At 64.7% G+C, this 25,531-nt stretch carries 27 protein-coding genes and 2 pseudogenes; 15 read left to right on the top strand and 14 right to left on the bottom strand.

The features are described 5' to 3' along the window. Positions 1-102: 102 nt before the first annotated feature. A complete protein-coding gene (locus J1M86_RS06215) occupies positions 103-1,983 on the top strand; it encodes a BCCT family transporter (protein WP_307786540.1) in 1,881 nt (626 codons plus the stop codon). Between the two features lie 59 nt (positions 1,984-2,042). Here the strand turns inward: J1M86_RS06215 and J1M86_RS06210 are convergent, their stop codons facing one another. The 5 genes from J1M86_RS06210 to J1M86_RS06190 are packed head-to-tail and all read right to left on the bottom strand — an operon-like array spanning position 2,043 to position 6,565. Then, on the bottom strand, positions 2,043-2,720 hold the full coding sequence (locus J1M86_RS06210) for a GPP34 family phosphoprotein (protein ID WP_206509238.1): 678 nt from the start codon (positions 2,718-2,720) through the stop codon (positions 2,043-2,045). Continuing rightward, positions 2,717-3,136: a DUF1801 domain-containing protein gene (locus J1M86_RS06205; RefSeq protein WP_206509237.1), complete on the bottom strand. Its 420-nt coding sequence runs from the start codon at positions 3,134-3,136 to the stop codon at positions 2,717-2,719. Before J1M86_RS06205 ends, J1M86_RS06210 begins: the two co-directional genes overlap by 4 nt. Then, a complete protein-coding gene (locus J1M86_RS06200) occupies positions 3,133-3,483 on the bottom strand; it encodes a UBP-type zinc finger domain-containing protein (RefSeq protein ID WP_206509236.1) in 351 nt (116 codons plus the stop codon). The genes J1M86_RS06205 and J1M86_RS06200 overlap by 4 nt, the downstream gene beginning before the upstream one ends. Beyond that, a complete protein-coding gene (locus J1M86_RS06195) occupies positions 3,480-4,913 on the bottom strand; it encodes an ATP-binding protein (protein ID WP_206509235.1) in 1,434 nt (477 codons plus the stop codon). Before J1M86_RS06195 ends, J1M86_RS06200 begins: the two co-directional genes overlap by 4 nt. Then, a complete protein-coding gene (locus J1M86_RS06190) occupies positions 4,910-6,565 on the bottom strand; it encodes an FAD-dependent oxidoreductase (protein WP_206509234.1) in 1,656 nt (551 codons plus the stop codon). Before J1M86_RS06190 ends, J1M86_RS06195 begins: the two co-directional genes overlap by 4 nt. Before the next feature lie 375 nt (positions 6,566-6,940). Here J1M86_RS06190 and J1M86_RS06185 point away from each other — a divergent pair. The 6 genes and pseudogenes from J1M86_RS06185 (at position 6,941) to J1M86_RS06160 (ending at position 12,549) form a co-directional block, all read left to right on the top strand. Next, positions 6,941-7,742, top strand: a pseudogene (locus tag J1M86_RS06185) (DUF1206 domain-containing protein). A gap of 84 nt (positions 7,743-7,826) precedes the next feature. Continuing rightward, positions 7,827-8,288, top strand: a complete 462-nt coding sequence (locus J1M86_RS06180) for an SRPBCC family protein (protein ID WP_075838405.1) — start codon at positions 7,827-7,829, stop codon at positions 8,286-8,288. A 73-nt stretch (positions 8,289-8,361) separates the two neighbouring features. Next, a complete protein-coding gene (locus J1M86_RS06175) occupies positions 8,362-8,628 on the top strand; it encodes a GlsB/YeaQ/YmgE family stress response membrane protein (protein WP_075838346.1) in 267 nt (88 codons plus the stop codon). Between the two features lie 126 nt (positions 8,629-8,754). Next, positions 8,755-9,471: a phosphatidylserine decarboxylase gene (locus J1M86_RS06170; RefSeq protein ID WP_075838406.1), complete on the top strand. Its 717-nt coding sequence runs from the start codon at positions 8,755-8,757 to the stop codon at positions 9,469-9,471. Between the two features lie 10 nt (positions 9,472-9,481). Beyond that, entirely contained in the window at positions 9,482-10,342 is an 861-nt protein-coding gene (locus J1M86_RS06165) for a phosphatidylcholine/phosphatidylserine synthase (protein ID WP_206509233.1), read from the top strand. Beyond that, positions 10,339-12,549, top strand: a complete 2,211-nt coding sequence (locus tag J1M86_RS06160; protein WP_206509232.1) for an AAA family ATPase — start codon at positions 10,339-10,341, stop codon at positions 12,547-12,549. The genes J1M86_RS06165 and J1M86_RS06160 overlap by 4 nt, the downstream gene beginning before the upstream one ends. Positions 12,550-12,600: 51 nt before the next feature. On the opposite strand, the gene J1M86_RS06155 is transcribed toward J1M86_RS06160, so the two are convergent. From J1M86_RS06155 to J1M86_RS06135, 5 genes are all read right to left on the bottom strand, one after another. Continuing rightward, a complete protein-coding gene (locus J1M86_RS06155) occupies positions 12,601-13,353 on the bottom strand; it encodes an isocitrate lyase/phosphoenolpyruvate mutase family protein (protein ID WP_206509231.1) in 753 nt (250 codons plus the stop codon). Between the two features lie 72 nt (positions 13,354-13,425). Then, entirely contained in the window at positions 13,426-13,779 is a 354-nt protein-coding gene (locus J1M86_RS06150; RefSeq protein ID WP_206509956.1) for an NUDIX domain-containing protein, read from the bottom strand. A 47-nt stretch (positions 13,780-13,826) separates the two neighbouring features. Beyond that, positions 13,827-14,231 (bottom strand): VOC family protein, encoded by a 405-nt coding sequence (locus J1M86_RS06145; protein WP_206509230.1) that lies wholly within the window; start codon positions 14,229-14,231, stop codon positions 13,827-13,829. Positions 14,232-14,237: 6 nt separating this feature from the next. Then, entirely contained in the window at positions 14,238-14,711 is a 474-nt protein-coding gene (locus tag J1M86_RS06140; protein ID WP_206509229.1) for an SRPBCC family protein, read from the bottom strand. Next, positions 14,708-15,049: a helix-turn-helix transcriptional regulator gene (locus tag J1M86_RS06135; protein ID WP_075838408.1), complete on the bottom strand. Its 342-nt coding sequence runs from the start codon at positions 15,047-15,049 to the stop codon at positions 14,708-14,710. The genes J1M86_RS06140 and J1M86_RS06135 overlap by 4 nt, the downstream gene beginning before the upstream one ends. Positions 15,050-15,295: 246 nt before the next feature. On the opposite strand from J1M86_RS06135, the gene J1M86_RS06130 reads away from it, so the two are divergent. The 6 genes from J1M86_RS06130 to mnhG are packed head-to-tail and all read left to right on the top strand — an operon-like array spanning position 15,296 to position 21,686. Further along, positions 15,296-18,139 (top strand): Na+/H+ antiporter subunit A, encoded by a 2,844-nt coding sequence (locus J1M86_RS06130; RefSeq protein ID WP_206509228.1) that lies wholly within the window; start codon positions 15,296-15,298, stop codon positions 18,137-18,139. After that, entirely contained in the window at positions 18,136-18,771 is a 636-nt protein-coding gene (locus tag J1M86_RS06125) for a Na(+)/H(+) antiporter subunit C (protein WP_075838349.1), read from the top strand. The genes J1M86_RS06130 and J1M86_RS06125 overlap by 4 nt, the downstream gene beginning before the upstream one ends. Beyond that, on the top strand, positions 18,768-20,393 hold the full coding sequence (locus J1M86_RS06120) for a Na+/H+ antiporter subunit D (protein ID WP_206509227.1): 1,626 nt from the start codon (positions 18,768-18,770) through the stop codon (positions 20,391-20,393). The genes J1M86_RS06125 and J1M86_RS06120 overlap by 4 nt, the downstream gene beginning before the upstream one ends. Then, entirely contained in the window at positions 20,393-21,109 is a 717-nt protein-coding gene (locus tag J1M86_RS06115) for a Na+/H+ antiporter subunit E (protein WP_206509955.1), read from the top strand. The genes J1M86_RS06120 and J1M86_RS06115 overlap by 1 nt, the downstream gene beginning before the upstream one ends. Then, complete coding sequence (locus J1M86_RS06110) at positions 21,106-21,363, top strand: monovalent cation/H+ antiporter complex subunit F (RefSeq protein ID WP_075838350.1); 258 nt, start codon at positions 21,106-21,108, stop codon at positions 21,361-21,363. Before J1M86_RS06115 ends, J1M86_RS06110 begins: the two co-directional genes overlap by 4 nt. Next, the gene (gene mnhG / locus J1M86_RS06105) at positions 21,360-21,686 is read left to right on the top strand and encodes a monovalent cation/H(+) antiporter subunit G (RefSeq protein ID WP_075838351.1); all 327 of its coding nucleotides are present in this window, start codon (positions 21,360-21,362) and stop codon (positions 21,684-21,686) included. The genes J1M86_RS06110 and mnhG overlap by 4 nt, the downstream gene beginning before the upstream one ends. A 16-nt stretch (positions 21,687-21,702) precedes the next feature. Here the strand turns inward: mnhG and J1M86_RS06100 are convergent, their stop codons facing one another. The 4 genes from J1M86_RS06100 to J1M86_RS06085 form a co-directional block, all read right to left on the bottom strand. Next, on the bottom strand, positions 21,703-22,836 hold the full coding sequence (locus J1M86_RS06100; protein ID WP_307786539.1) for a glutamate--cysteine ligase: 1,134 nt from the start codon (positions 22,834-22,836) through the stop codon (positions 21,703-21,705). Further along, a complete protein-coding gene (locus J1M86_RS06095; RefSeq protein ID WP_206509226.1) occupies positions 22,837-23,547 on the bottom strand; it encodes a superoxide dismutase family protein in 711 nt (236 codons plus the stop codon). Positions 23,548-23,635: 88 nt separating this feature from the next. Beyond that, entirely contained in the window at positions 23,636-24,166 is a 531-nt protein-coding gene (locus J1M86_RS06090) for a LytR C-terminal domain-containing protein (RefSeq protein WP_206509225.1), read from the bottom strand. 45 nt (positions 24,167-24,211) lie between these two features. Continuing rightward, positions 24,212-24,541 carry a DUF3263 domain-containing protein gene (locus tag J1M86_RS06085; RefSeq protein ID WP_206509224.1) on the bottom strand — a complete coding sequence of 110 codons (330 nt, stop codon included), beginning with the start codon at positions 24,539-24,541 and terminating at the stop codon, positions 24,212-24,214. Positions 24,542-24,814: 273 nt separating this feature from the next. On the opposite strand from J1M86_RS06085, the gene J1M86_RS06080 reads away from it, so the two are divergent. Further along, a complete protein-coding gene (locus J1M86_RS06080; protein WP_206509223.1) occupies positions 24,815-25,408 on the top strand; it encodes a peptide deformylase in 594 nt (197 codons plus the stop codon). 24 nt (positions 25,409-25,432) lie between these two features. Then, positions 25,433-25,531 (top strand): annotated as a pseudogene (locus J1M86_RS26815) (GNAT family N-acetyltransferase); the annotation flags it as partial.

Raw genomic sequence — 25,531 nt, 5'->3', positions numbered from 1 at the left:
GAAAAAGCACGAGAACCGAATGTGGTCGGCCCGGCGCGGTAGCGATCAGCATCGGCCGCCGTCCACAATTCGCATACGAAAATTGTGAGGACGGACGCGCCAGTGAATTCCACAGAACCCAGTGCATTGAAGAAGGCGTGGGGTGGGCTGAGAAAGCCCGTGTTCATTCCCGCGTCGATCGTCATTTTCGGCATGATCGGTTTCGCCGTCGTCTTCGCCGGTACCGCCGAGGGTGCATTCGAATCGCTGAACTCCGCGATCACCGATGGCGTCGGCTGGTGGTACATCCTCAGCGCGACCGGTTTCGTCGCGTTTGCGCTCTACTGCGGCATCAGCCGGGTCGGAAACATCCGCCTCGGACGTGACGACGAGAAGCCCGAGTTCGGGGTCTTGTCCTGGTTCGCGATGCTTTTCAGTGCGGGTATGGGCATCGGTCTCGTCTTCTACGGCGTCGCCGAACCGCTTTCGCACTACGTCGATCCACCCGAGGCCGGTCGCGTGGCGGGCAGCACGGACGCGGCAGCGAATCAGGCCATGGAGCTCACCCTGTACCACTGGGGACTGCACGCTTGGGCCATCTACGTCGTCGTCGGCCTCGGCATGGCGTACATGACGTACCGCAAGGGTCGGCCACTGACGGTCCGGTGGATTCTCGAACCTCTACTTGGGCGCAAGCGCATCGAGGGCGGCATCGGCCACGCCATCGACGCCGTCGCCATCATCGGCACCCTCTTCGGCGTCGCGACCTCGCTGGGATTCGGCGTTCAACAGATCTCTGCCGGCCTCGAATACCTCGGTTGGATCGAGACCAACAACTGGGTCACGGTCATTCTGATCGCGTTCGTCACCGCGTTGGCGACATTCTCGGTGGTATCCGGTGTCTCCAAGGGCCTGAAGTGGCTGTCCAACATCAACATGGCGATGGCGGCGAGTCTCGCGCTGTTCGTGCTGATTCTCGGGCCCACCCTGTTCCTCATGCAGTCCTGGGTGCAGAACCTCGGCGGCTACATTCAGGCGCTCCCCGAGCTCATGCTCCGCACGGCACCGTTTGCCGACGACGGTTGGGCAGGCGCGTGGACCATCTTCTACTGGGGATGGTGGATGAGCTGGGCACCTTTCGTCGGCATGTTCATCGCCCGCATCTCACGTGGCCGCACCATCCGTGAATTCGTCTTCGGTGTCCTGCTCGCTCCCACCGTCATCGGTTCACTGTGGTTCACCATCTTCGGCGACGCCGCCATCCTGCGTCAGCGCGACGACCAGGACCTGCTCGTCGACGGCGAAGTGAGCACCAACACGAGTCTTTTCCAGCTGCTCGACGGCTTGCCGCTGGCCACTATCACCAGTGTTCTCGCGATTCTGGTCGTGGTGTTCTTCTTCGTCACCTCCTCGGACTCCGGGTCGTTGGTCATCGACATTCTCGCGTCCGGCGGAAATCTGGAAACCCCGAAGATCACTCGTATCTACTGGACCACGCTGGAGGGCGCTGCGGCAGCAGTCCTGCTGCTGGTCGGTGGTTCCGGATCTTTGACGGCATTGCAGACGGCCTCGATAGCCACGGCAGTGCCGTTCTCGATCATCATGGTGCTGGCGTGTGTGTCGCTACTGAAGGCGTTCCGCTACGACGTGGCCACCACGCCCCGCTACATCCGTTTGACGACCACTCCGAACACCGAAAGCACGAACGGGGCACCCCCCGTTCCGCTCGACGCGGTCGTCAAGCCGGCTCGTCGATTCGGAATCTCTTCGACGTTCTCCGGACTCAGCGCTTCGACGGACGGTCTCGCGACTCCGGATGGTCAGCACGTGGTGGTGGCGGTGCACGAGGTGTCCAGCGAATCGCTGGCCGTCGACCCCAAGACCGGGGAAGTGGAGTACTCCCACGAGAATGCTCCGGTGGATCCGCTCGGCGGGGAGACCTTCGACACCCCGGAGTTCGCGGACTCCGCTGAAGGTCAAGCACAGAAGAACAACTCGCAGTAACTACAGCGACGAAAATGGGGCCCGGCCGATCAGGCCGGGCCCCTTTTTCGTCGGTCGGGTCAGCTACCTGTCGAGCTGACGATGATCGGCACCATGACCGCCGTCATCACCGCGGTGTTGACGTCCTGCACGGCCTTGCGGACCGCCGCGCTGGCCCACTCACCTTCGGCGATTTCTTTCGCCCGCCTCTTTGCCGCTTTCTTGTCGACGCCGGGGAGGACCTTGGGGATGGCATCGATGGCAGAGATCAGGGAGATCAGGGCCGAGGTTTCGGGGGTCGGCGTGGTGCCGTCGACGATCGCACTTCCTATCGCCTGACGAGCCCGCTCCTGCCGTCGGACATCGTGTGCGGGCCATGTCGTGGTGGGAAACAGCCCCCAGATCTTGTAGTGCTTCTCTGTGACGTAGCCCTGGTGCACGAGCCGCGAGGCGATCTCCTCCTTCAGCTTGCGCTGCAGCTTCTCGATCGCCCTCTGCGGTTTGACGGGTTTCTTCTCGGCTCCGATGACGGAGTGTGCCCGCGCCAGCAACGGATCCTGCGGCGGCGGACCCGACACCACCAGACGGCCCTCCTTGACCGGCTCGTTCGGTGCCGTGATCCGAACCGCTCCGTGCATCGCCAACTCGAGCACCAACGCACCGGCGAGCACCCGCGGGAACTTGGTGCTGTCGACCGTCGGCTTGCCCGTCACATCATCGACCAGAAGCAGGAACACATCCTCGGCGAGCAGCGTCATGAGCTCATGTTTTCGACGATGTGCGGGTAGTTCACCGCGGTCAGCTCTTCGAGAACGCCGAAGTCGACGTCAGCGAGGGTGTTGACGTACAAGCATCCAGCTCCCCGTTTGTGTTTTCCGAGCCGCTCGAGCAGCCCCTCCGACTCCGGTGCGTAGGTGAGCCCATACAGCGACAGATTCGATTTACGCGGCGAGAATCCGACGACGAGGTAGTCGCCTTCCCGCCCGCTTCCGGTCCGGTAGTGGTAAGTGCCGAAGCCGACCATCGTCGGACCCCACATCACTGCGGGTTCACCGGTGACCCGACTCATCATCTCGGCAAGGGCCAGTCCGTCGGCCCGTCGAACCGGATGCTCGACGGCAGCGAGGAACTCCTGGGCCGGGACATCCGTCGGACGCGTCTTGTTCTCGTTCAATTGAGTTCACGCTGCCAGTTCGCGGGCACGAGACCAGCCGGCCCCGGCGTCGGCTGGTCGAGCGGATGATGCTGCGGCGGTGCGAGTTCGGGACCGTCGTACATCTGCTCGTCCGCGTAATTGTAGTACCAGCTCTCACCGGGTTCGAAGCTTCTGATCAGCTGATGCCTCGTGCTCTCGGCGTGTCGGCTGGCATGTTGCGACGGCGAGGAATCGCAGCACCCTATGTGCCCGCACTGCGCGCACCTGCGGAGGTGAAACCACCACCCCTTCGTCGCTGTGCATTCGGCGCAACCGGGCCCCGACGGCGCGGCGGTGACATCGATGCCGGGATTGTCCTCGCTCATGATTCCTCCTGCGCTGATTCCGACGCTATAGGCAGTCTGACAGTGAAGCGGGTGTCACCGGGCTCGGATCGTACGTTCAGCTCACCATGATGTTTGGTCACGACGATTCGCCACGAGATGTCCAGGCCCAGACCGGTTCCCTCGCCCACGGGCTTCGTGGTGAAGAACGGTTCGAAGATTCGGCCTCGGATGCTCTCCGGCACTCCGGGTCCGGTGTCGCAGATGTCCACCTGGGCCGTGTCGTGATCGAGCGAGGTTCGCACTGTCAACGTGCCGGCACCATCCATCGCCTGGACCGCGTTGTCGATCAGATTGGTCCACACCTGATTCAGCTCAGCCGCGTATGCCGGGATCGGCGGCAGCGACGGGTCGTACTCGGTGACGACGGTGACGTCGGGGCCGATCTTGCGCGCCAACATCACCAGCGTGCTCTCGAGCAGGTCCCGCAGGTCGACGGTTTGGTACGGCGCACGATCCATCTGCGAATACTGTTTGGCCGCCCCGACGAGGGTCGACACCCGCGTCGTCGAATCGGCGATCTCGTTCATCAACAACTCGGTCTCGACGGTGTAGCTGAGCCATCGAACCGCGCCCTCGAGGGTCCTCGACTCGTCGACCGTCGCGGCAACCTTGTTCAGCCATGCCACATCCAGGCCCGCCTGCACGAATGTCGGAGCCAGATCCCATCCACCTGCGATGTCGTGATCGTCGAACCAATCACCGAGCTCGTCCTCCCTGTCCGAGGCCTCGAGCGGCGTCAGCTTGGGAGCTTTCGCGACGAGTTCGACGGCTTCTTCCTGCAGGCCGACGAGGGAGGTAAGCGAGGCCCGATCGAGCGAACCGTTCGCAATCATCTTCAGCTTGTGGCGCATGTGTGCGACACGATCGCGCAGCGCCGACGTCGCCCGCACCGCGGCAGCTGCGGGGTTGTTCAGCTCGTGGGTCAGACCAGCGGACAGGGATCCCAGAGCCAACAGTCGCTCTCGCTGATCGATGAGCTGCGTGGTGTTGCGGTTGCCGAAGAACAACCCGTCCAGCAGATGCAGGGCCATCGGGAACCACTCGGAGACGATCGAGGCGAAGCAGTCGGCGTCGAGCACGAAGAAGCGCGAGGTGGCGCTCACGCGCATCGATGACTGGTACACCTGCGGCGCCCGATCACGTAGGTAGGCCTGCCACGCGCCCGCATACACGCCGCGCTGCGAGGTTCGGTTGATGACGATGTCCTCGCCGCCCGAGAGCTTCGTCAACACCAGGGAGCCCTCGATCAACACGTAGAAGCACCTCGCCGGATCGCCCTCGGAGTACACCGGCCCGGGCTCGATGGTTTCGATACTGCCCTCGGCGCAGAGTCTCGCGAGCTGCTCGTCGTCGAGTTTCTCGAAGAGGAACAGTGTTCTCAGCTCTTCCGGACTGCACGGCGCACTCATGGATTGGCCAGATATCTGTGCACGAGCATCACTGCCATCGCTCCCTCGCCCACCGCCGACGCCACCCGCTTGGCCGAATCGGAGCGCACGTCACCGGCAGCGAACACGCCGGGCACGCTCGTTTCGAGGTGGTGGGGCAGCCTGTCACGATCCCATCCGGCCGGCCCCTTGCCGTCCACGACGAGATCGGGTCCGGTGACGACGAACCCATGCTCGTCGCACACGAGGAAGCCGTCGAGCCAGTCGGTGCGCGGCGCGGCCCCGATGAAGAGGAACAGGTACTGCGCGGCGATGGTCTCCTCCGCGCCGGTGGCCCTGTCGCGGACGGTGATGGACCCCAGGTGATCCTCGCCCGCAACCCCGACCACTTCGGTGCAGGTTCGCACGGTGATTTTTCGATGCTCCTCGATCTGCTGAATCAGGTAGTGCGACATCGACGCCTCGAGCGACTGTGCACGAATCAGAATCGTCACCGACTTCGCTCCGCGCGCCAGGTACACCGCCGCTTGGCCGGCCGAGTTGGCGCCGCCGACTATGTAGACGTCTTCCTCCGCGCAGCGAGCCGCCTCCGTCATCGCCGAGCCGTAGAACACGCCGCGGCCGGTGAAGTTCTCGATACCCGGCGTCGCCAGCTGTCGGTACGCCACACCGGTCGAGAGAATCACCGTGTGTGCGGCGATGGTGCGACCGTCTGCGAAATGCACCGTCCTCGCCGATCCGTTGGCCTCGAGCGCAACCACGTCCTGGGTCGTCACCACCTCGGCGCCGAATTTGAGCGCTTGCCGACGCGCCCGCTCGGCCAGCTGAGCCCCGGATACGCCGTCGGGGAATCCGAGGTAGTTCTCGATCCGGGAACTCTGTCCGGCCTGCCCGCCAGTCGCCGTGCGCTCGATGAGCGTCGTGCGCAAGCCCTCCGACGCGCCGTAGAGTGCAGCGCCGAGCCCGGCGGGGCCACCGCCGATGACGACGAGATCGTAGAACTCGTCCGACGGCGTCGTGGTCAGGCCCAGGCGCTGGGCCAGCTCCGCGTCGGTGGGGCCGCAGAGCGCGGTGCCGTCCGAGGTGACGACCACCGGACACGCGGAATCCTCGACGCCGGCGGAGGTCAGCAGCCGAGCGCCCTCCGGTTCGTCTGCCATGTACCAGCGATAGGGCAGTTGGTTGCGAGCCAGGAACTCGCGCACCTCCGAGGATCTCGCCGACCACCGGTGGCCGATGATCCTGGTTTCCTCGACGGGACGATGATCCTGGGAGCACCACGCCTCGAGCTGGGCGTCCAACACCGGGTACAGCTTTTCCTCCGGTGGATCCCACGGCTTGAGCAGGTAGTAGTCGAGGTCGATGACGTTGATGGCGTCGATTGCAGCGTCGGTGTCGGCGTACGCGGTCAGCAGCACTCTTCGCGCATAGGGGTACAGGTCCATCGCTTGTTCGAGGAACTCCATGCCGTTCATCTGCGGCATGCGATAGTCCGCCAGCAACACGGCCACAGGCTGACCGCGCAGCTTCAATTCCTTGAGGGCATCGAGGGCTTGCGGCCCCGATTCGGCACGGATGATTCGGTAGTTCTCGCCATAGTGACGGCGAAGATCGCGGGCGACGGCTCGGGATACTCCCGGATCATCGTCGACACTGAGAATGACAGGCTTCAATGACCCTCCCGGACGAGCGTTACCTGCCCACAAGTATGACTCCGGGAGTCGAGCCGCGCGTGTCAGACCTGCCCGCGCCTGATCATCTCGATTTCGCCGGGGGTGAGGAGTCGCTCGAGCTTCTCACTGGGCCACTTCCTAGGGCTGCCGCTCATTCGAGCGGTTTCCAGCAGGGGTACTTCCGAGCTGGGACGACGCAAGATCGAATGAATGTTCACGATCGATCACTCCGAACACATACTTGTTGTGGTCTGGTTCCTCGTTCGTACTATCGCCAGTGTTCGCTTCCCGTTACCACTTTGGGGGGAGGCGCGCGGTACGTGTTTCCCGGGCGAGGCATTCGGGTACGAAAACCGGACACCACCACCATCGGGGATCTACGTGAATTCATCGGCCGGCGATACCGCCCAGCGCGCACAAGACAGTGACCTGTTCGAGAAGGCCGCACGAGGCGGGCATGTCGTCTCCGGTCTCGTGCACCTCCTGATCGGCTACATCGCGATCCGTCTCGCCTTCGGCGACAGCGGCAGTGCAGACCAATCCGGTGCCCTCGGCACCCTGGCCGCACAACCCGGAGGCAGGATCGCCCTGTGGGTCGCCGTCGTCGCTTTCGCAGCTCGCGCTGTGGCGGATCATCGAAGCGGTCGTCGGTAAGAAGACGGACCAAGATGCGGGCAGCGCGATGGACCGACTGAAGGCCCTGGCTCTCGCTGGGGTGTACATCGCGTTCACGTGGACGACCTTCCAGTTCGCCAGCGGATCCGGTGAGTCCAGCGGGCAACAGAACGCCGGCATGTCGGCACGGCTGATGGAGAACGGCTTCGGCAAGGCGGCGCTCGTCCTCATCGGACTCATTGTCATCGGCGTCGGCGGCTACCACGTCTACAAGGGCGTCTCCAAGAATTTCCTCGATGACCTAGAAGGCCATCAGAGCAAATTGGTGGAACGGCTGGGCATCGCCGGATACGTCGCCAAGGGCATCGCGCTGATCGGCGCAGGGGGCCTCGTCGTCGCTGCTGTGTTCACCTCCGACCCCAGCAAGGCCACCGGCATCGACGGCGCTATCAAGACGCTCGGCGCCCAGCCGTTCGGCCGGTTTCTGCTGATTCTCGCCGGCGTCGGGATCGGCCTGTACGGGCTGTACGCATTCGTCCTCGCCCGTCGCGCACAGATGTAGTGCCGCATCGGTTGTGGGCATGCCTATACGATCAGGCGAAATGTCTGTAACGGTCGGTTGCAAACAACCCCAATGGAGGCGCACGTGAGCAAGACCCTGGAAGCCAGCATCGATGTCGAGGCCACCCCGGAGCAGGTGTGGAAGGTCGTGTCCGATCTCAAGCGCATGGGCGAGTGGAGCCCTCAGTGCAAGAAGATGAAGGTCTTCGGCGGCGATGTGCGCAAGGGCACCACCACGCTGAACATCAATCGCAAGGGCATGCTGGTGTGGCCGACCACTGCAAAGGTCGTGGAATTTCAGCCGAACAAGGCCATTGCGTTCCGGATCGTCGAGAACAAGACGATCTGGTCCTACACGCTCACACCGTCCGCCACCGGCACCGGCACCACCGTCGTGGAAAAGCGCGAAGCGCCCACCGGCACCAGCGCGGTCTCTGGATTCCTGGTCAAGAACGTTCTCGGCGGAACCGAGCAGTTCGATGTCGAGCTCCTGGAAGGCATGAACAAGACCCTCCAGCGCATCAAGTCCGAAAGCGAAAACGCATAACGGTGTTTGCGCCTCGATAGTTCCGGGCAATCCCCCTCGAGTCATCAACGACACCAATAAGAGGGGGCACCACATGTTGGGCTTGGGAATCATCGGCTGGATCATCATCGGCGGCCTCGCCGGTTGGATCGGTAGCAAGATCATGAAAACGGATGCTCAGATGGGCATCATCCTCAACATCGTCGTCGGCATCGTCGGTGGCCTGCTCGGTGGTTGGCTGCTCAGCGCCTTCCTCGACGTCGAAGGCGGCGGAATCATCTTCAGCTTCCTGACCTGCCTGCTGGGAGCTGTCATTCTGCTGTGGATCGTGAAGATGGTCATGGGTCGATCGAAGGTCTGATCTCCCGGCGCACGCGTTCGGCAACTGCCGGGGCTTCTCACGTACTGTGTGAAGCCCCGGCAGTGTTCGTTGGACCATGCTGTTCTTTCGACCATACTGTCCGCCGCGATTCACAAGAGGAGCTCAGTGGCACGCCGTCCAGCCCCGATCGGTCAACCTCCCCGCACCGGCATCGCGCACGTCGCCGAACTGGTGAAGGAAGCCGTTCCACCGCTTCACCCCGCAGGCCTGCCCTTCGTCGCCGGACCCCTGGCGGTTGCCCTGCTCGGCCGTCGGCACCGGTGGATTCGACGCGCAGGACTCACCGCCGCAGGAGCATGCGCCACGTTCTTCAGGCACCCCAACCGCGTGCCGCCCAACCGCCCGGGTGTGGTCGTCGCACCGGCGGACGGACTCGTGACACTCGTCGACACGGCCGTCCCACCGGCCGAACTCGATCTAGGAACCGAAGCGGTCCCTCGCGTCAGCATCTTTCTGTCCGTACTGGACGTACACGTCCAGCGCGTACCGGTAGCCGGTGAGGTCGTGGAGGTAGTGCATCGGAAGGGTCAGTTCAAGTCCGCCGACCTGGCCGAGGCCAGCGAAGTCAACGAGCGCAACAGCATGCACATCAGAACTCCAACGGGACACGACGTCGCGGTCGTCCAGATCGCCGGTCTGATCGCACGTCGCATCATCAACTATGCCAAGGTCGGCGACGTCCTCTCCATCGGTGACACATACGGCCTCATCCGCTTCGGATCGCGCGTCGACACGTATTTTCCGGCCGGAACCACGCTGCTCGTCGAGCGTGGCCAACGATCGATCGGCGCCGAGACGGTCCTCGCGGAACTACCTCGGTAGAGGCGCCACGATGATCACGCGACGATCACGCCGACCGGCGGCTGTCCGTCTACTGCCGTCGGTGGTGACGATTCTCGCCCTGTGCGCCGGCCTCTCCGCGGTCAAATTCGCACTCGACGACCAACTGGGAACCGCGCTGGCAATGATCGGAGCCGCAGCGATTCTCGATGCCCTCGACGGCCGAATCGCTCGCCTGCTCGACGCCACCAGCAAGATCGGTGCCGAACTCGATTCGCTCGCCGACGCGATCTCCTTCGGCGTCGCGCCGGCCCTAGTGCTCTACGTGACGCTGCTGGAGGGATCACAGTTCGGTTGGATCGTCGCGCTCGTGTACGCGGTGGCGGTCGTCCTGCGGCTGGCCCGGTTCAACACACTGCTCGATGTCGACGACTCCCCCGGGTACGCGAGCGAGTTCTTCACCGGAGTACCCGCGCCGGCAGGTGCCCTGATCGTCCTCACCCCGATGGCCGCGTTCCAGGTGTGGGGCGACGGCTGGTGGGCATCATTCCCCGTGGTGACCGGCTGGACCTTGTTCGCAGCCGGTCTTGCAGTCAGCAGAATCCCGACGCTGGCACTCAAGACGGTGTCGGTACCGCCGCGCATGGCAGCAGCCCTGCTCATTCTCGTCGCGCTGACGGCTGCTGCGCTGATCACGTACCCGCTGATACTTCTGATCGTTCTGGTGGCGGTCTACCTGGCGCACATTCCGTTCGCGGTCCGCTCGCAGCGGTGGGTCGCCGCTCGCCCGTACACCTGGGATGCCAAGCCCTCGGAGCGACGGGCCGAACGCCGCGCCATCCGCCGCGCCCCCCGCGGACCGCGCCGGTCCACTGCCCGCCTCGGCCTCCGTCGTCCCCGGAGCCCATCATGACCGAGAGCGCCTCCCGGCCGGAGCTGGTACTGACCGCCCGGCTCAACACCTCCGCCGCCGACGCCAGGCGGGGTGTCGTGCGGCTACACCCCGAAGTGCTGGCGGCACTGGGCATTCGAGAATGGGATGCCATCGCGCTGGTCGGCGGCCGGCGAACCGCATCCGTCGCTGGCCGTGCTCCCGCGAACACACCGCACGGAACAGCGTTGCTCGACGACGTGACGCTGTCCAACGCCGGTATCAAGGAAGACGGTTCGATCGCTGTGACGCCGGTATCGGTGCAGGGCGCGAGGACTGTCACCATCGCGGGATCGGCGCTCGCCACCGGGTCCATCTCCGACGCCACCCTCCGGCAGGCCCTGCTCGGCAAGGTACTGACCGTCGGGGATACGGTCTCGCTGCTCCCCCGCGACCTAGGCCCCGGAACGAGCACGAGTGCCGCTACCCAAGCACTGTCGCGAACGTTCGGTGTGGCGTGGACGACGGAACTGTTGACGGTCTCGTCCACCGACCCCTCCGGCGGCCCGGTCAGTGTCCAGCCCAATTCGGCTGTCGGCTGGGGCGACGGCAACCACGGCGCGAAAGCCCACGGTGCGAAAGCCCCCAGTGCGCAGGTCCCCAGCGTGACGGTCGAACGCCGTATCGCCCCGACCGTGCCCGCCACCGAGTTGGTCGGGGTGACGGCGCAGCTGGAGAAACTCTCCGAATGGCTACGTCTGGCTCTGGACGAATCCGAGCTGCTGGCCAGACTGGGCGCCTCACCGCATCTGGGTGTGCTCGTCACCGGTCCAGGTGGAGTCGGCAAGTCGACGCTGGCCCGCGCCGCGCTGGCCGGCAGGTCGGTCGTCGAGCTCGACGGGCCTTCGGTCGGGGCGCTCGATGCCGCCGCACGCGTGGAGGCCATCTCCTCGGCCGTCGATCGCCTCAGCGGAGGTGGCGTCCTGCTGGTCACCGACATCGACGCCCTCCTGCCCGCCACCCCGGAACCCGCGTCGACGCTGGTGCTGGATCAACTGCAGCGAGCCGTCGACACCACGGGGGTCGCTTTCGTGGCCACCACGGCCCACCCCGAGGGGACCGACTCCAGACTTCGCGCACAGGATCTGTGCGACCGCGAGCTGACGCTGTCCCTGCCGGACGGGGCAGGGCGCACCGCATTCCTCGAGCATCTCCTTCGCACAGCACCCACGGACAACCTCACGCTCGGCGAGATCGCCTCGCGAACACCGGGTTTCGTGGTGGCCGACCTTGCCGCGCTCGTTCGGGAAGCTGCCCTGCGCGCCGCCACGCGAGCGAGCAACGGGAAATCGGAGCCACAGATCATTCAGGACGATCTAGTGGGCGCCCTCGACGTGATTCGACCGCTTTCACGCTCGGGTAGCGAGGAACTCGCCATCGGAAGCATCACGCTCGACGATGTGGGCGACATGGTCGAGACGAAGCAGGCTCTCACCGAGGCGGTGCTGTGGCCGCTACGGCACCCGGATTCCTTCGCGCGCTTGGGTATCGAACCGCCTCGTGGGGTGCTGCTCTACGGACCACCCGGATGCGGCAAGACGTTCCTCGTTCGCGCCCTCGCCAGTTCCGGTCATTTGAGCGTGCACGCCGTCAAAGGTGCGGAGCTGATGGACAAGTGGGTCGGTTCCTCGGAGAAGGCCGTGCGGGAATTGTTCCAACGCGCCCGAGACTCCGCTCCGTCACTGATCTTTCTCGACGAGGTCGATGCGCTTGCGCCGCGGCGTGGACAGAGTGCCGACTCCGGCGTCGGCGACCGGGTGGTGGCGTCCTTGCTGACGGAGTTGGACGGCGTCGAACCGCTACGCGATGTCGTCGTGCTCGGCGCGACCAACAGGCCCGATCTGATCGATCCCGCGCTGCTGCGGCCCGGTCGTCTCGAGCGCTTGGTATTCGTCCCACCGCCGGACGCCGAGGCACGCAAGGCCATTCTCCAGGCGTCGGGCAAGTCCGTTCCGCTGGCCGAGGATGTCGACCTGGATGCGCTGGCAGACGACCTCGACGGTTATTCGGCAGCGGACTGTGCCGCGTTGCTCCGCGAGGCCGCACTGACGGCGCTGCGTAGGTCGATGGACGCCACCGATGTCACCGCCGAGGACGTCGAGACCGCGCGCCGCACGGTGCGTCCCTCGCTCGATCCCGAGCAGGTGGCGAACCTGAAGGCGTTCAGCGAGGGCGCTTCGCGCATGTGAGCGGAAATACGTGTCCCACTATGTATTTCCGCTCACGTGCGCCGGAGGCGCCTATTTCCAGCGGGCCAGCAGCCGGTCGGCCTCGCTGGCGAGCGCGCCCTGCAGCAGCGGGCCGAAGCTGATGCGGCCCACGCCCAACGATGCGAAGTGCGCCAGGTCCCCCTTGGCCGGATCCGCGATGGCGTTGATGGGCAGCGGAAGCTCCTCGGCCAGGCGTTTGTGGTCCGCATCGCTGTGGAAGCCCACGGGGTACAGCGAGTCGGCGCCTGCCTCCGCGGCGAGCTTCAGCCGGGCGATGGCACGGTCGACACGGTCGCTCTCGTCGCCGACCTGCTTGACGAACAGGTCCGTGCGGGCGTTGACGACCACGTGCACGTCGGTCGCGTCCGAGGCGGTTCGCAGTGCGCCGACGAAGTCCGCGTGCTCCTGGGCCTCGCGGAGCCGTCCACCTTCACTGTGCACGGTGTCCTCGATGTTGAGACCGACGGCGCCAGCCGCGATCAAACCCTCGATCAGCCGGCTCGGCTCCTGCCCGTAGCCGGATTCGATGTCGACCGAAAGTGGTACATCGACGGCGGAACTGATCTGGGAGATCCGCGTGAGGAGTTCCTCGAAGGTGATGCCTTCGTTGTCGGGCTTGCCGATGGAGTCCGAGACGGGGTGACTCCCGACGGTGAGTGCGGCGAATCCGGCCGAGACCGCCAGATTTGCCGACCATGCGTCCCACACGGTGGGCAGAACGACGGGTGCGCCCGGCTTGTGCAGTTCGAGCAGGGTGGTGGCCTTCTGAGACAAACTCGTCATAGGTGCTCCTGACCTCGGGTTGTGAGAACGTACGTTCTCGCAGTCCCCAGCGTACCTGCGCCCGCCGCTACGTCAATCGATCAAGCCCAGTTCTTTCATGCGGTCGAACACCATCAACGAGCCAGGGGCGACGTCCGGCATCGCCGCGTACTCATCCCGCGTGAAGAAGCGAATCTCGGCAATCTCACTGGTCGGCTCGGGCTCGGAGAGTAACTCCGCTCGAAAGCAATGAAGCTCGAGCGCAGTGCCGGGGGCGTGCCCCCACGCTTGGCATCGGAACACGCCCAGCAGCTCGACGTCGGCCACCCCGGTGTCGAGCTCCTCGCGAATCTCTCGGTGCAGCGCGTCGACAGGAGTCTCGCCGGGGTCGATCTTGCCGCCGGCCATGTAGAACGCGGACTTGCCCGCAGACCTGGCCTGGATCATTCGACGATCCCGCACATACGCCAGGCCTGCGGTTCGAATCACGGAGGTCACTTCGGGATCAGTGGCTTCTCGGCCCGCACCTTCAACTGCTGAACCGCCCAGGTGTTGCCGTCCGGATCCGCGAAGCCGAACAAGGTGCCACCATCACGCTCATCTACGACGACGATCTCGCTCGCCTCCACGCCGCGGCCGAGCAACTCCTCCCGGGCGGCATAGGCGTCGGACACCACGAGCTGTAGACCTCGCAGCGAACCCGGCGCCATCTCCTGCTGCCCAGGCAACCTCCCGATCACGATGGAGCATCCCGATCCGCGCGGAGTGAGCTGAGCGAAGTTCATGTGCTCGTTCACCGTGTGATGGTCCAGCGCGAAGCCCACCTTGTCGCGGTAGAACTCGATTGCCCGATCGACTTCGGACACAGGAACGACGACAACTTCCAGAGTCCAGTCCATCGCCCGTCAGCTCTCCTGAAGAATCCGGTCGAGACTTCGATATCCCTCGGTCACACCCTGCTCCATCCCGCTCTGCACCATTCCATCGCGCGCCTCGACAGAGGGGTAGACACTGTGGGCTTCCAGACGCGTGCGTCCGTTCAGGTCGACGAACGTCAGCGACTCGATGCTGACAGAATCAGGGAACCCTTCGAACTCGAATGTCTGGATCGCGAACTCGTTCTCGCGCACCACGTGGAATACCCCGTTGAACGCATACTCGGAGCCCTCGGGGTCGATGTGCACATAGCGGTATCGACCGCCCGTGCGGAACTCGTAGATATCTATCCGCATTTCGTAGCCGCTGGGGCCCAGCCACTGCTTCAACAGGTCCGGGTCCCGGTGAGCCCGGAAGACGGCGTCGACCGGCGCGTTGAACTCGCGCGTCATGTCGATGAAGGGGAGGCCCTCCGGTGCTGTGATGTCGACAGGATTACTCATCTTTGTTCTCCCTGTGTGGTGAGCAGCTCGTCGAGGTTTCGGAACTGCTGTTCGGCGATGATTCGGTACTTGTCGATCCACGCGGTCAGCTCCTCGAGCCGGCGTGCGTCGAGATGCACGGGTCGACGCTGGGCGTCACGCGAGCGAGTGACCAGGCCTGCTTTCTCGAGCACCTGGATATGCCGCGAGACCGCTTGCTTGCTGATCTCGAACGGCTCGGCCAGATCGTTCACGGTCTGCGGTCCACGACTCAAACGCGCCACGATTGTCCGACGGACCGGGTCGGCGAGAGCCATGAACGCCGAATCCAGCCGAGCGACGCTCGATTCGTCGCTCATGATCAACTAACTCCTTTATCAACCAATGTGTTGATAACGGTAGCAGCAGGCACACCCACCGGTCAATGGATTCCGACCGCACGGTGCGCAACGAAATATGTACCCGAAGTAAGATGAACTCACCCTGCACTCGAAGGCCGAGTGTCCGGCACGCGAGCACACCCACACCCACACCCACTCGACGCCGCCCCGACGACCACCGTGTCGCATGCACGACACGATCACAGAGACGACGGAGTACCTTCCTTGCTCGCCATCCTGATCGCGCACACGGTGGCAGCTTTGTGCGCGCCGATGTTGGTCCGCTGGTGGGGCCGTAACGCCTTCTTCGCGCTGGCTCTGGTCCCGCTCGTGAGCCTGGGCTGGGTGGTCGAGCACTGGAACACCCAGCAGACGCTGAGCATCGAGTGGGTCCCGGGTCTGTCGATGAACATCGACATGAGGTTCGACTCCCTCGCCGCCATCATGTCCCTGCTGGTCCTCGGCATCGGCGCCCTGATCCTCCTCTACTGCGCGCGCTACTTCGAGGACGACGAACCCCGACTCGGCCTGTTCGCCGCCGAGATGGTGGCGTTCGCCGGCGCCATGTTCGGCCTGATCACCAGCGACAACATGCTGGTGCTGTACATCTTCTGGGAGATCACGACAGTCCTGTCGTTCCTCCTCGTCGGCCATTACGCCGAGCGCGCCTCCTCGCGCCGCGCGGCAACACAGGCACTTCTGGTCACCACCGCCGGCGGGCTGGCGATGCTTGTCGGCATCATCGTGCTGGGCCAGGCGGCGGGAAGCTACAACCTCTCCGACGTCATCGCCGACGCGCCCTCCGGCTGGCTGCCCGGTGTGGCGATCGTGCTCATCCTCATCGGCGCGCTGTCCAAGTCCGCGATCGTGCCACTGCACTTCTGGCTCCCCGGCGCCATGGCCGCGCCGACCCCGGTCAGCGCCTACCTCCATGCAGCGGCGATGGTGAAGGCCGGCATCTATCTGGTGGCCCGACTGGCCCCGGGCTTTGCCGACTCGGGACCGTGGCGCGCCACCGTCATCACGCTCGGCCTGCTGTCGATGATCATCGCCGGCTGGCGAGCCCTACGCGCATTCGACCTCAAACTCGTCCTCGCCTTCGGCACGGTCAGCCAGCTGGGCTTCCTGATGGTTCTCGTCGGCATCGGCACCGAGAAAGCGATGCTGGCCGGCCTGACGATGGTGCTGGCGCACGCGATGTTCAAGGCGACGTTGTTCATGGTGGTCGGCATCATCGACCACACGACGGGCACCCGCGATATTCGCAAACTCGCTCACCTCGGCAAGAAGGCTCCGATCCTCGCGGTCATCGCCGCCCTTGCCGCCGCCAGCATGGCCGGGCTGCCACCGTTCCTCGGGTTCGTCGGCAAGGAGACCGCATTCTCTGCGGTCCTCGACACCCCTGCCCTCGCTCCCGCGGTCAGCGCCCTCGTTCTCACCGGGCTCGTTCTCGGGTCGATTCTCACGGTCACCTACAGCATTCGTTTCGTGTGGGGCGCTTTCGGCCGCAAGCAGCTCGAACGTCCGAGTCCCGCCGTGGCCTCGATGCACGCCCCCGGCGCACTGTTTCTCGCCGCCCCGGCGTTCCTCGCCGTTCTCGGCGCCGTGGCCGGAGTCGCCTCCCCGGTGGTGGGGCGTCTCGTCGAGCCCTACACGTTCACCGTCGACTCCTACGGACAGGCGCCGTACCATCTCTCGCTCTGGCACGGCTTCAACCTGCCCCTCGCGCTGTCGGCGGTAGTCGTCACCGGCGGTGTCGCGCTGTTCATCGCGCATCGCGTGGTCAACAGACTCAACTTCGAGCATCCACCACTCGGCAACGCCGACCGGGCCTACGACGCCGTGCTCAAGGCCATGGACACCATCTCCATCCGTATCACCGGCACCACCCAGCGCGGCTCACTGCCACTGACGCAGGGAATCATCCTCACCACACTCGTCCTGCTGCCGATGATGATCTTGGCCACCAGCAGCGCGCCCGATCTGAAATTCGTCCTCTTCGAGACGCCGCTGCAACTGATCGTCGGGGGCATCATGATTGCCGGCGCGCTGGGCGCGACGGTGATGCGCAACCGCCTCGCCAGCGTGATTCTGGTCGGGTTGACCGGCTACGGCTGTGGCGTGATATTCGCCTTGCACGGCGCCCCGGATCTGGCTCTCACACAGCTGCTGGTCGAGACACTGACCCTGGTCATCTTCGTTCTCGTACTACGCAAATTGCCGGCCGAGGTCGACGACCGTGGATCAGCGGGCTACCGCCTACCCCGAGCCCTGCTGTCCATCGCGGTCGGCGTGACCGTCACCGTTCTCGGCGTCTTCGCCATGAGTGTTCGCAACACCGACCCGATATCGCTGCTCCTACCCGAGGCCGCATACGAACTGGGCGACGGCAAGAACATCGTCAACGTTCTACTCGTCGACATCCGCGCCTGGGACACCCTCGGCGAAATCTCGGTCCTGCTGGTCGCCGCCACCGGCGTCGCGAGCCTGGTATTCCGCAACCGCCGGTTTGGCAGCGCACCGCGTGTGTCCGACGCCCCGGCCACCGACTCCGGCAACGGCGGCAGCTCGGACACCACGTGGCTGCTCGGCGGCGAGCTCATCGATCCTCGACACCGCTCACTCGTCCTCGAAGTCACCACTCGGTTGCTGTTCCCGACGATCATGGTGCTGTCGGTGTACTTCTTCTTCGCCGGGCACAATGCTCCGGGCGGCGGATTCGCAGGCGGGTTGACGGCCGGTCTCGCGCTCGTCCTGCGGTACCTGGCCGGCGGTCGCTACGAACTCGGCGAGGCCGTTCCCATCGATGCAGGCAAGATCCTCGGAATCGGACTGGTCTTCGCCTCCGGCACAGCGCTCGCCTCGATGTTCCTGGGTGCGCCCGTGTTGAGCTCTGCCACCCTGGAGGTCACGCTGCCGCTGCTCGGCGACATCAAGCTCGTCACTGCCCTGTTCTTCGACTTCGGTGTGTATCTCATCGTGGTCGGTCTCGTACTCGACGTACTCCGAAGCCTCGGTGCTCGTCTCGACGCACAGGCGGAGTTGGATGTTCAGGTGAAGTCCCGATGACCGCGAACCTCGGCCTGCTGTCCTTGGCGGGCATGCTCGTCGCGTGCGGGGTCTACCTGCTGCTCGAGCGCTCTATCACCAAGATGTTGCTGGGAGTGTTGCTGTTCAGCAACGGCGTCAACATCTTGATCATGACGGTCGGCGGTCCCAGCGGAAACCCGCCGATCGTCGGCCGGGACAGCGCCATCCACGACACGATGGCCGACCCGTTGGCGCAGGGTGTGATCCTCACCGCGATCGTCATCACGATGGGTATCGCGGCGTTCGTCCTCGCCCTCGCCTACCGCTCGTTCACCCTCAACACCAAGGACGCGATCGAGAACGACCCGGAGGACACCAAGGTCTCCAGGCGACGCTCCGTGGCCGAGGCGCCCGACCGAGACCGTTCCGACGACCCGGTCACCGGTGAGCCCAGCTTCGGCGGAGATGCGTTCGACTCCCGCGGAAATCCCATCCCGATCGAGGAGTTGAAGAACCTCGAGGACCTCGAATGCTACGAGGATCTGCATGACGGTGACTTCGAGGACGACGAGGACGAACTGCACGGGCTCGACGGCCTCGACAACGCGGAGATGTCCGACAGCGAGAAACGCGAGAACGATCGCGAAGAGAAGAAGGGAGAGACGACATGACGGTCTCCCCCGACGTCCTGAGCATCCTCACGCCGCTACCCGTTCTGATTCCGCTCTTCGCCGCCGCATTGACGCTCGTCCTCGGTCGCCGACCCCGCGCTCAGCGACTCATCACGATCACGGCACTCGTCGCCGTCCTCGCTGTGTCCTCGATGCTGCTGTATCTCGCAGACCGGGGCGGCGCCTCCGCCATCCAGGTGGGCGGCTGGGATTCGCCGATCGGCATCTCGCTCGTCGTCGACCGGCTCTCGGCCATGATGCTGGTGGTCAGCTCCATCGTGCTGCTCGCCGTCATGGTCTACTCGATCGGTCAGGGTATTCGAGACGGCAACGAGAACCAGCCCGTATCGATCTTCCTGCCGACGTACCTGGCATTGACCGCAGGGGTCAGCAACGCGTTCCTGGCAGGTGACCTCTTCAATCTCTACGTGGGATTCGAAGTCCTGCTCGTGGCGTCGTTCGTGCTGTTGACACTCGGGGCGAGCGCCGACCGAGTCCGGGCGGGCGTCTCGTACGTCATGGTCTCGGTGGTGTCCTCGCTCATCTTCCTCACCGGCATCGGCCTGATCTACGGTGCGACGGGGACACTGAACATGGCGCACCTGGCCACCCGTCTCGACGACATCCCGACGGGCACCAAAACCGCAATCTTCGCCGTACTGCTCGTCGCCTTCGGCATCAAGGCGGCCGTGTTCCCACTGTCGACGTGGTTGCCGGACTCCTACCCCACCGCGCCCGCCCCCGTCACCGCGGTGTTCGCCGGCTTGCTGACCAAAGTCGGCGTCTACGCCATCATCCGGGCCCACACGTTGCTGTTCCCCGACGGCTCCCTCGACAAGGTGCTGATGGTGTGCGGGTTGCTGACGATGCTCGTGGGGATCTTCGGTTCGCTGGCGCAGACCGACATCAAGCGCCTGCTCTCGTTCACCCTCGTCAGCCACATCGGCTACATGGTGTTCGGTGTCGCGCTCTCCACGCAGGCGGGCCTGTCCGGGGCCATCTACTACGTCGCTCACCACATCATCGTCCAGACCACGCTCTTCCTCGTCGTCGGACTGATCGAACGGCAAGCCGGCTCGTCCTCGCTGCGGCGTCTCGGCGGACTCGCCGCCGCCAGCCCGGTCCTGGGAATCGTGTTCCTGGTGCCGGCTCTGAATCTGGGCGGTATCCCACCGTTCTCGGGTTTCATCGGGAAAGTTGCGTTGCTGCAGGCCGGCAGCGCCGACGGCAGCGTGCTCGCCTGGATGCTCGTCGCCGGCGGTACGGTGACCAGCCTGTTGACTCTCTACGCCGTCACCCGCGTGTGGACCAAGGCGTTCTGGCGGGCGCGCGCCGACGCCCCCGAGGGCGACCTGGCCGACAGCTCCCCGTCGGCGCTGCTCGACGATTCGAACGACATCCAGCTCGCCGACCGCGAGGACGTCGGACGGATGCCCGCCTTCATGCTCATCCCGACGATCGGGTTGGTGATCGTCGGCTTGTCGCTCACCGTGTTCGCCGGCCGAATCATCGACATCAGCGATCGCGCCGCAGCCGATCTGCGTGACCGGTCGGTGTACATCGACGCCGTCCGCGGTGAAGGATTTCTCGGCGACGCTCCCGAGGCTGCGGAGGGCCGGTGATGTTCAACAAGGATGTGTTCAACAACCGTTTCCTGCTGCTGAGACTGTGGACACTGATCTGGCTCACGGCGGTCTGGGTCCTGCTGTGGGGCAATCTGAGCTGGGCGAACGTTCTCGGTGGCATCGTCATCGGGCTCGGGATCATGATGCTGCTGCCGCTGCCCAAGGTGCCGGTCCAGGGCCGAATCCATGTATTGTCGCTCGTTCGGCTCGTGGGGCTGTACGTCTACCTGGCCGCCGAATCCAGCGTCAACGTGGCCTGGTTGGCGGTCCGGCCCAAGGCGCCACCGATCACGGGCGTGGTTCGTTTCCGCATCACCATCAAGTCCGATCTCGTGCTCACCCTCTTCGTGGACGGGCTCAACCTCTTCCCCGGCACGCTGGTACTGGAAATCGACCAGACCCGCAGGCTCATCTACGTCCACTTGCTCGATATGGGAAGCCAAAAGGCCGTCGATTCGTTCTTCCAGTCCGTCCGTCGCCTCGAAAGATTGTTCATCGCCGCATTCGAACGTGACGCCGAGTGGGCCCCCAGTTCCAGTCACGGCGAGAACCAAGCAAGCCACCACGGAATGGCCAGCGATGACTCAGCAGACGACGACACAGTCGGCGATGCCATCATCGACACCGAGGTGATCGGAGAAGATCTGAAGGCACCGCCGGAGCGTCGCGACGACAAGAAGATCGACGACGAACGACAGGGAGACTGGACGTGATTGTCGTACTCGCAATCTCGGGGGTACTGCTGATCGCCGCCGCTGTCATCACCACCTACCGACTGCTCGCCGGTCCGGGCACCCTGGATCGGCTCGTCGCCATGGACACCATTCTGGCGGTGGCGATGTGCGGCCTGGCCGTATGGTCCGTGTACAGCCTCGACACCACCATCGTGCCCGCCATCGTTGCGCTGTCGCTGATCAGTTTCGTCGGCTCTGTCAGCGTCGCGCGATTCAGAGTGAAGGACGAATGAACACAGTTCTCGATGTGATCTCAGGAACGTTCATACTGCTGGGCGCCGTTTTCGCCTTCACCGCAGCGGTAGGGGTCGTTCGATTCGCCGACACACTCTCGCGCATGCACGCTGCTACCAAACCGCAGGTAGTCGGGCTGGTCCTGGTGCTGACCGGCGCCGTGATTCAGCTGCGCGGAAACGTCGATATCTGGATGTTGGTACTCGTCGGCATATTCACGCTGACCACCGCACCCATCATCGCGCACAACGTGGGGCGCACCGCCTACCGCGAGCAGCGCGGCCGCGACGGCCTCAGGATCGTCAACGAGCCCGAGAACTGAGCCGCACGACCTTGCGTCACGAACGCAGCTCCGCGACCAAGGACGCGACGACGGACTTCAGGTTCCCGCCGGACTCGGCGGCAACGCGCCGCTGACGCTGATACGACGCGCCGCGCCGCGGAATCTCGGCGACCGAGGCCAACTCGTCGGCGCACCCGAGGCGCACAGCCGTCGGAGTCAGCTTCTCGAGCAGATCGTTCAAATCGTCGGTGACCAAACGTTCGTTGCTGTCGGCGTCCAGGATGATCTCGGCGTCCAGCCCGTACCGGGCGGCGCGCCACTTGTTCTCCTGAACATGCCACGGCGGCATGCTCGGAAGCTGCTCCCCCGCTTCCAGGCGTGCGTCGAGATCGACGATGAGGCAGTGCGTCAGGGCGATCAGCGCCGCCAGCTCACGCCGAGTGGACACGCCGTCGCACACGCGGACCTCGATCGTCCCCCACTTCGGGGCCGGCCTGATGTCCCAGTGCAAACCACCCAACTGCTCGATGACGCCGGTCTTCATCTGATCGCGAACGAAACCCTCGAATTGACCCCAGTTCTCGAACTGGAACGGAAGACCCGCGGTGGGCAGTTGCTGAAACATCAGTGCGCGATTGCTGGCGTATCCGGTGTCCGAGCCAGCCCAGATCGGCGACGAAGCCGACAACGCCAACAGGTGGGGATACTGCAGAAGCAACGAGTTGAGGATCGGGAACACTTTGTCCGGAGACGACACGCCCACATGCACGTGCACTCCCCAGATGAGCATCTGGCGGCCCCACCACTGGGTTCGTGCGATCAACTCGTCGTAGCTGGGTGACCTGGTCAGCACCTGCGTGGACCACTCCGCAAACGGGTGTGTTCCGGCGGAGAAGAGATCGATACCGAGCGGGTGCGCGGCCCGGCGTACCAGCTCGAGCGATTCGCCGAGGTCATCCATGGCCTCACCGACGTTGTCGCACACTCCTGTGACGAGTTCGACGGTGTTGCGCAGGAGTTCCTTCGTCACGCGCGGCGTCTGCGCCCCGGCGAGTTCGGTGACTCCGGCCATCACCTCTTCAGCGGAATTGACCAGGTCTAGGGAAGTCTTGTCCACCAACGCGATTTCCCATTCGACACCGAGCGTCGGACGAAGCGAGGAGTCGAAGTGGATCCGCGGAGCGTCCACTTATTCCAGGACCGCGCAAGCAACCCGTCCGCCGGCGTCACCGGTCATAAGGGTCATCTCGTCCGGCACTGCAGCACCGTCGGCAAGGGTGTAGCGCGGCGGGATGTTCGCGAAGTTGTCCGGGCCCTCGTGGATGAGCAGGGACCGGCCGCCGTCGGCACGCAGATCGTCGAGAGTGACTGCGTCAGTGGTGGTGACGAGCATCCCGGTGCCGTCTTCGCCGACCCTCAACGATGTCAGATCGCCGCTCGACGGGTACTCGGTGCGGCCGTCGAGCTGCAGGTGACCGCCGGCGGACAGGAAGTTGCCGGGCTCGCCGCCTGCGGGGGCAACCGAGTTCGGCTCGCATACGCCGACGGTGTGGATGTGCATGCCGTGGAAGCCCGGTTCCATATCCTCGGCCTCGACCGTGATCGTCAGGTGGTCGCCATCCTCGACGATCGACACCGTGCCGACGGTGTTGCCGTCTGCGCTTTCGAGATCTGCGGTGATCGCGCTCTCGGATGCCCGGCTGCCCACGGGAGCATCGGCTTCGACTGCCGAGGCATTCGGGTCCTCGCTACCGGTCCATACCGGGGGCGTCGTGCCGGGCACGTCCGATGGCGTCTCCGGGGCGCCGCACGCCACCAAGCCGAATGCCGCCACGGCGACTACCGGTGCCGCAAAACGCAGGGAGCGAGTCGCCGATCGGGGTGTGGTGCTCGGTGCCATGAAAAGTGCTCCTTCGTGGGGCAGGCTGGGCGTGTGCGTCGATCATAACTATGCCCGGTAGTACTGACTCATTCGGTCATAGCGGGAGCTATTCGGTGACAACGACGACCACACCGTCGCTGTACGCGGAGACCGTGGCCGGGGCGGCTTCGGCGCTCACACCGAGCTGCTGTGCGATCTCCTGCGCCGCTGCTTGCGCGCCGGAAGCCGAGCCGTAGTAGACGGTCGTCGTAGGAATCTGTGATTCGACGTAGTTGCCGGTCTCGGCGATCGTCCATCCCTGGGCCGTGAGAGTCGACGCGGTGCCCGCCGCCAACCCCGAGACGTTGCTGTTGTTGAGCACAAGCACATCGATATCCGACGGATCGACGCTGGCCTCCGGTTCCGGGGTGGCCGAGGCCGCTGGGGCCTGGGGCGCCGACGCTGCAGACCCTGATGCCTGGCCGTCCGGCGCCTCGGCGACCTCACTCGTCGCGTCGGGAGCTGCTTCTTCGCTGTCGCTGTCCGAGCCGCTCAACGACAATGCACCGATCGCTGCGAACAGAATCGCCAGCGATATCAACACCATTGCCAGTGCGCGGAGCGGAGGGCCGGACGATTCCGGATTGGGACTGCTCACACTCGAAGACACTAGTTGATGGAAACTCTGCCCCTACCAAACCCTTCAGACGTCGAAGCCGAGCCTGCGGGCCGCCCGGGCCTTCTGCCTGCTGGCGCGCAGCCTTCGTAGTCGCTTCACCAGCATCGGATCGGCAGCGAGGGCTTCCGGTCGGTCCACCAGAGCATTGAGGACCTGGTAGTAGCGGGTCGCGGACATCGAGAAGAGTTCTTTGATGGCCTCTTCCTTGGCGCCGGCGTACTTCCACCACTGGCGCTCGAAGGACAGGATGTCGTGCTCACGCCGAGTGAGACCGTCCACGCCGACCTCATTGACGTTGGTGGCCTTGTCGGACTGCTGAGACTGGTTCTGGTCACGCGCTGCTGCGCCGTCCATCTCACTCCTCGACTTCTCGAACCCGCATCAGCGGATCCGTCTTCTGTGCGTTCATGCTGCCTCTGCCGCCATGCCGGCCCCCCTCAGATTCGCATCGACGCACCCGCCGAGGCGGGTATCCGACACGAATTACACACGTGTGTTTCGGCCCTTATTCAACCACGATGCATACGACGCGCACGCCGCCTGCGGTAGGCGCGGCGAGTCGCGTGCATCTCGTTCGGGTTCACCGAGTGCAGTGTCCTCGATTGCGCGCCGTTATTCTTGTCGACCATGGCAATTCTTCCGATCCGGATCGTCGGCGACCCGGTCCTCCACACCCCGACCGAACCCGTCACACAAACGCCCGCCGAACTCGCCGATCTCATTGCTGACATGTACGAGACACTCGACGCAGCCAACGGCGTCGGGCTGGCCGCGAACCAGGTCGGCATCCCACTGCGGTTGTTCATCTACGACTGCCCGGACGAGGGCCCCGACGGAAAGATGATCCGCCGGACGGGCGAGGTGATCAACCCCGTCCTCGAGACGTCGGCCATCCCCGAGACGATGCCGGACCCGGATGACGACGACGAAGGATGCCTGTCCGTTCCCGGGGAGCAGTATCCGACGGGGCGGGCGGACTGGGCGCGCGTGCGAGGTACCGACGCCAAGGGCGAGCCGGTCGAGATCGAAGGCACCGGCTTCTTTGCCCGCATGCTGCAGCACGAGGTCGGTCACCTCGACGGCTTCCTGTACGTCGACGTGCTGATCGGGCGCAACGCCCGCGCTGCGAAGAAGGCGATCAAGCGGGCGGGGTGGGGCAAGCCGGGCCTGTCGTGGATACCGGGAACCGTCAGCGACCCGTTCGGCCACGAGGACGACTGAGTGGCTGCGGCCGAGGGAGTTCCAGTGGGGGCGATTCCAGCGGGCACGAGGGTCACGCTGCGCTACCGGCTTCCGCCCGGGTCGAGCCATCCGATGACCGACATCATCGGTGAACTCATCTCC

It is taken from the genome of Rhodococcus sp. KRD197 (assembly GCF_017168235.1).
Taxonomy (GTDB): domain Bacteria; phylum Actinomycetota; class Actinomycetes; order Mycobacteriales; family Mycobacteriaceae; genus Rhodococcoides.
This window is presented reverse-complemented; position numbering and strand designations above follow the sequence as displayed.

Bases quoted from the DNA above. Each gene is read 5' to 3' on its own strand.
- J1M86_RS06210 (WP_206509238.1), bottom strand. From the start codon at position 2,720: ATGACGCTGCTCGCCGAGGATGTGTTCCTGCTTCTGGTCGATGATGTG.
- J1M86_RS06200 (WP_206509236.1), bottom strand. From the start codon at position 3,483: ATGAGCGAGGACAATCCCGGCATCGATGTCACCGCCGCGCCGTCGGGG.
- J1M86_RS06195 (WP_206509235.1), bottom strand. From the start codon at position 4,913: ATGAGTGCGCCGTGCAGTCCGGAAGAGCTGAGAACACTGTTCCTCTTC.
- J1M86_RS06175 (WP_075838346.1), top strand. From the start codon at position 8,362: ATGTTGGGCTTGGGAATCATCGGCTGGATCATCATCGGCGGCCTCGCC.
- J1M86_RS06165 (WP_206509233.1), top strand. From the start codon at position 9,482: ATGATCACGCGACGATCACGCCGACCGGCGGCTGTCCGTCTACTGCCG.
- J1M86_RS06160 (WP_206509232.1), top strand. From the start codon at position 10,339: ATGACCGAGAGCGCCTCCCGGCCGGAGCTGGTACTGACCGCCCGGCTC.
- J1M86_RS06155 (WP_206509231.1), bottom strand. From the start codon at position 13,353: ATGACGAGTTTGTCTCAGAAGGCCACCACCCTGCTCGAACTGCACAAG.
- J1M86_RS06150 (WP_206509956.1), bottom strand. From the start codon at position 13,779: ATGATCCAGGCCAGGTCTGCGGGCAAGTCCGCGTTCTACATGGCCGGC.
- J1M86_RS06145 (WP_206509230.1), bottom strand. From the start codon at position 14,231: ATGGACTGGACTCTGGAAGTTGTCGTCGTTCCTGTGTCCGAAGTCGAT.
- J1M86_RS06140 (WP_206509229.1), bottom strand. From the start codon at position 14,711: ATGAGTAATCCTGTCGACATCACAGCACCGGAGGGCCTCCCCTTCATC.
- J1M86_RS06135 (WP_075838408.1), bottom strand. From the start codon at position 15,049: ATGAGCGACGAATCGAGCGTCGCTCGGCTGGATTCGGCGTTCATGGCT.
- J1M86_RS06125 (WP_075838349.1), top strand. From the start codon at position 18,136: ATGACCGCGAACCTCGGCCTGCTGTCCTTGGCGGGCATGCTCGTCGCG.
- J1M86_RS06120 (WP_206509227.1), top strand. From the start codon at position 18,768: ATGACGGTCTCCCCCGACGTCCTGAGCATCCTCACGCCGCTACCCGTT.
- J1M86_RS06115 (WP_206509955.1), top strand. From the start codon at position 20,393: ATGTTCAACAAGGATGTGTTCAACAACCGTTTCCTGCTGCTGAGACTG.
- mnhG (WP_075838351.1), top strand. From the start codon at position 21,360: ATGAACACAGTTCTCGATGTGATCTCAGGAACGTTCATACTGCTGGGC.
- J1M86_RS06095 (WP_206509226.1), bottom strand. From the start codon at position 23,547: ATGGCACCGAGCACCACACCCCGATCGGCGACTCGCTCCCTGCGTTTT.
- J1M86_RS06085 (WP_206509224.1), bottom strand. From the start codon at position 24,541: ATGGACGGCGCAGCAGCGCGTGACCAGAACCAGTCTCAGCAGTCCGAC.
- J1M86_RS06080 (WP_206509223.1), top strand. From the start codon at position 24,815: ATGGCAATTCTTCCGATCCGGATCGTCGGCGACCCGGTCCTCCACACC.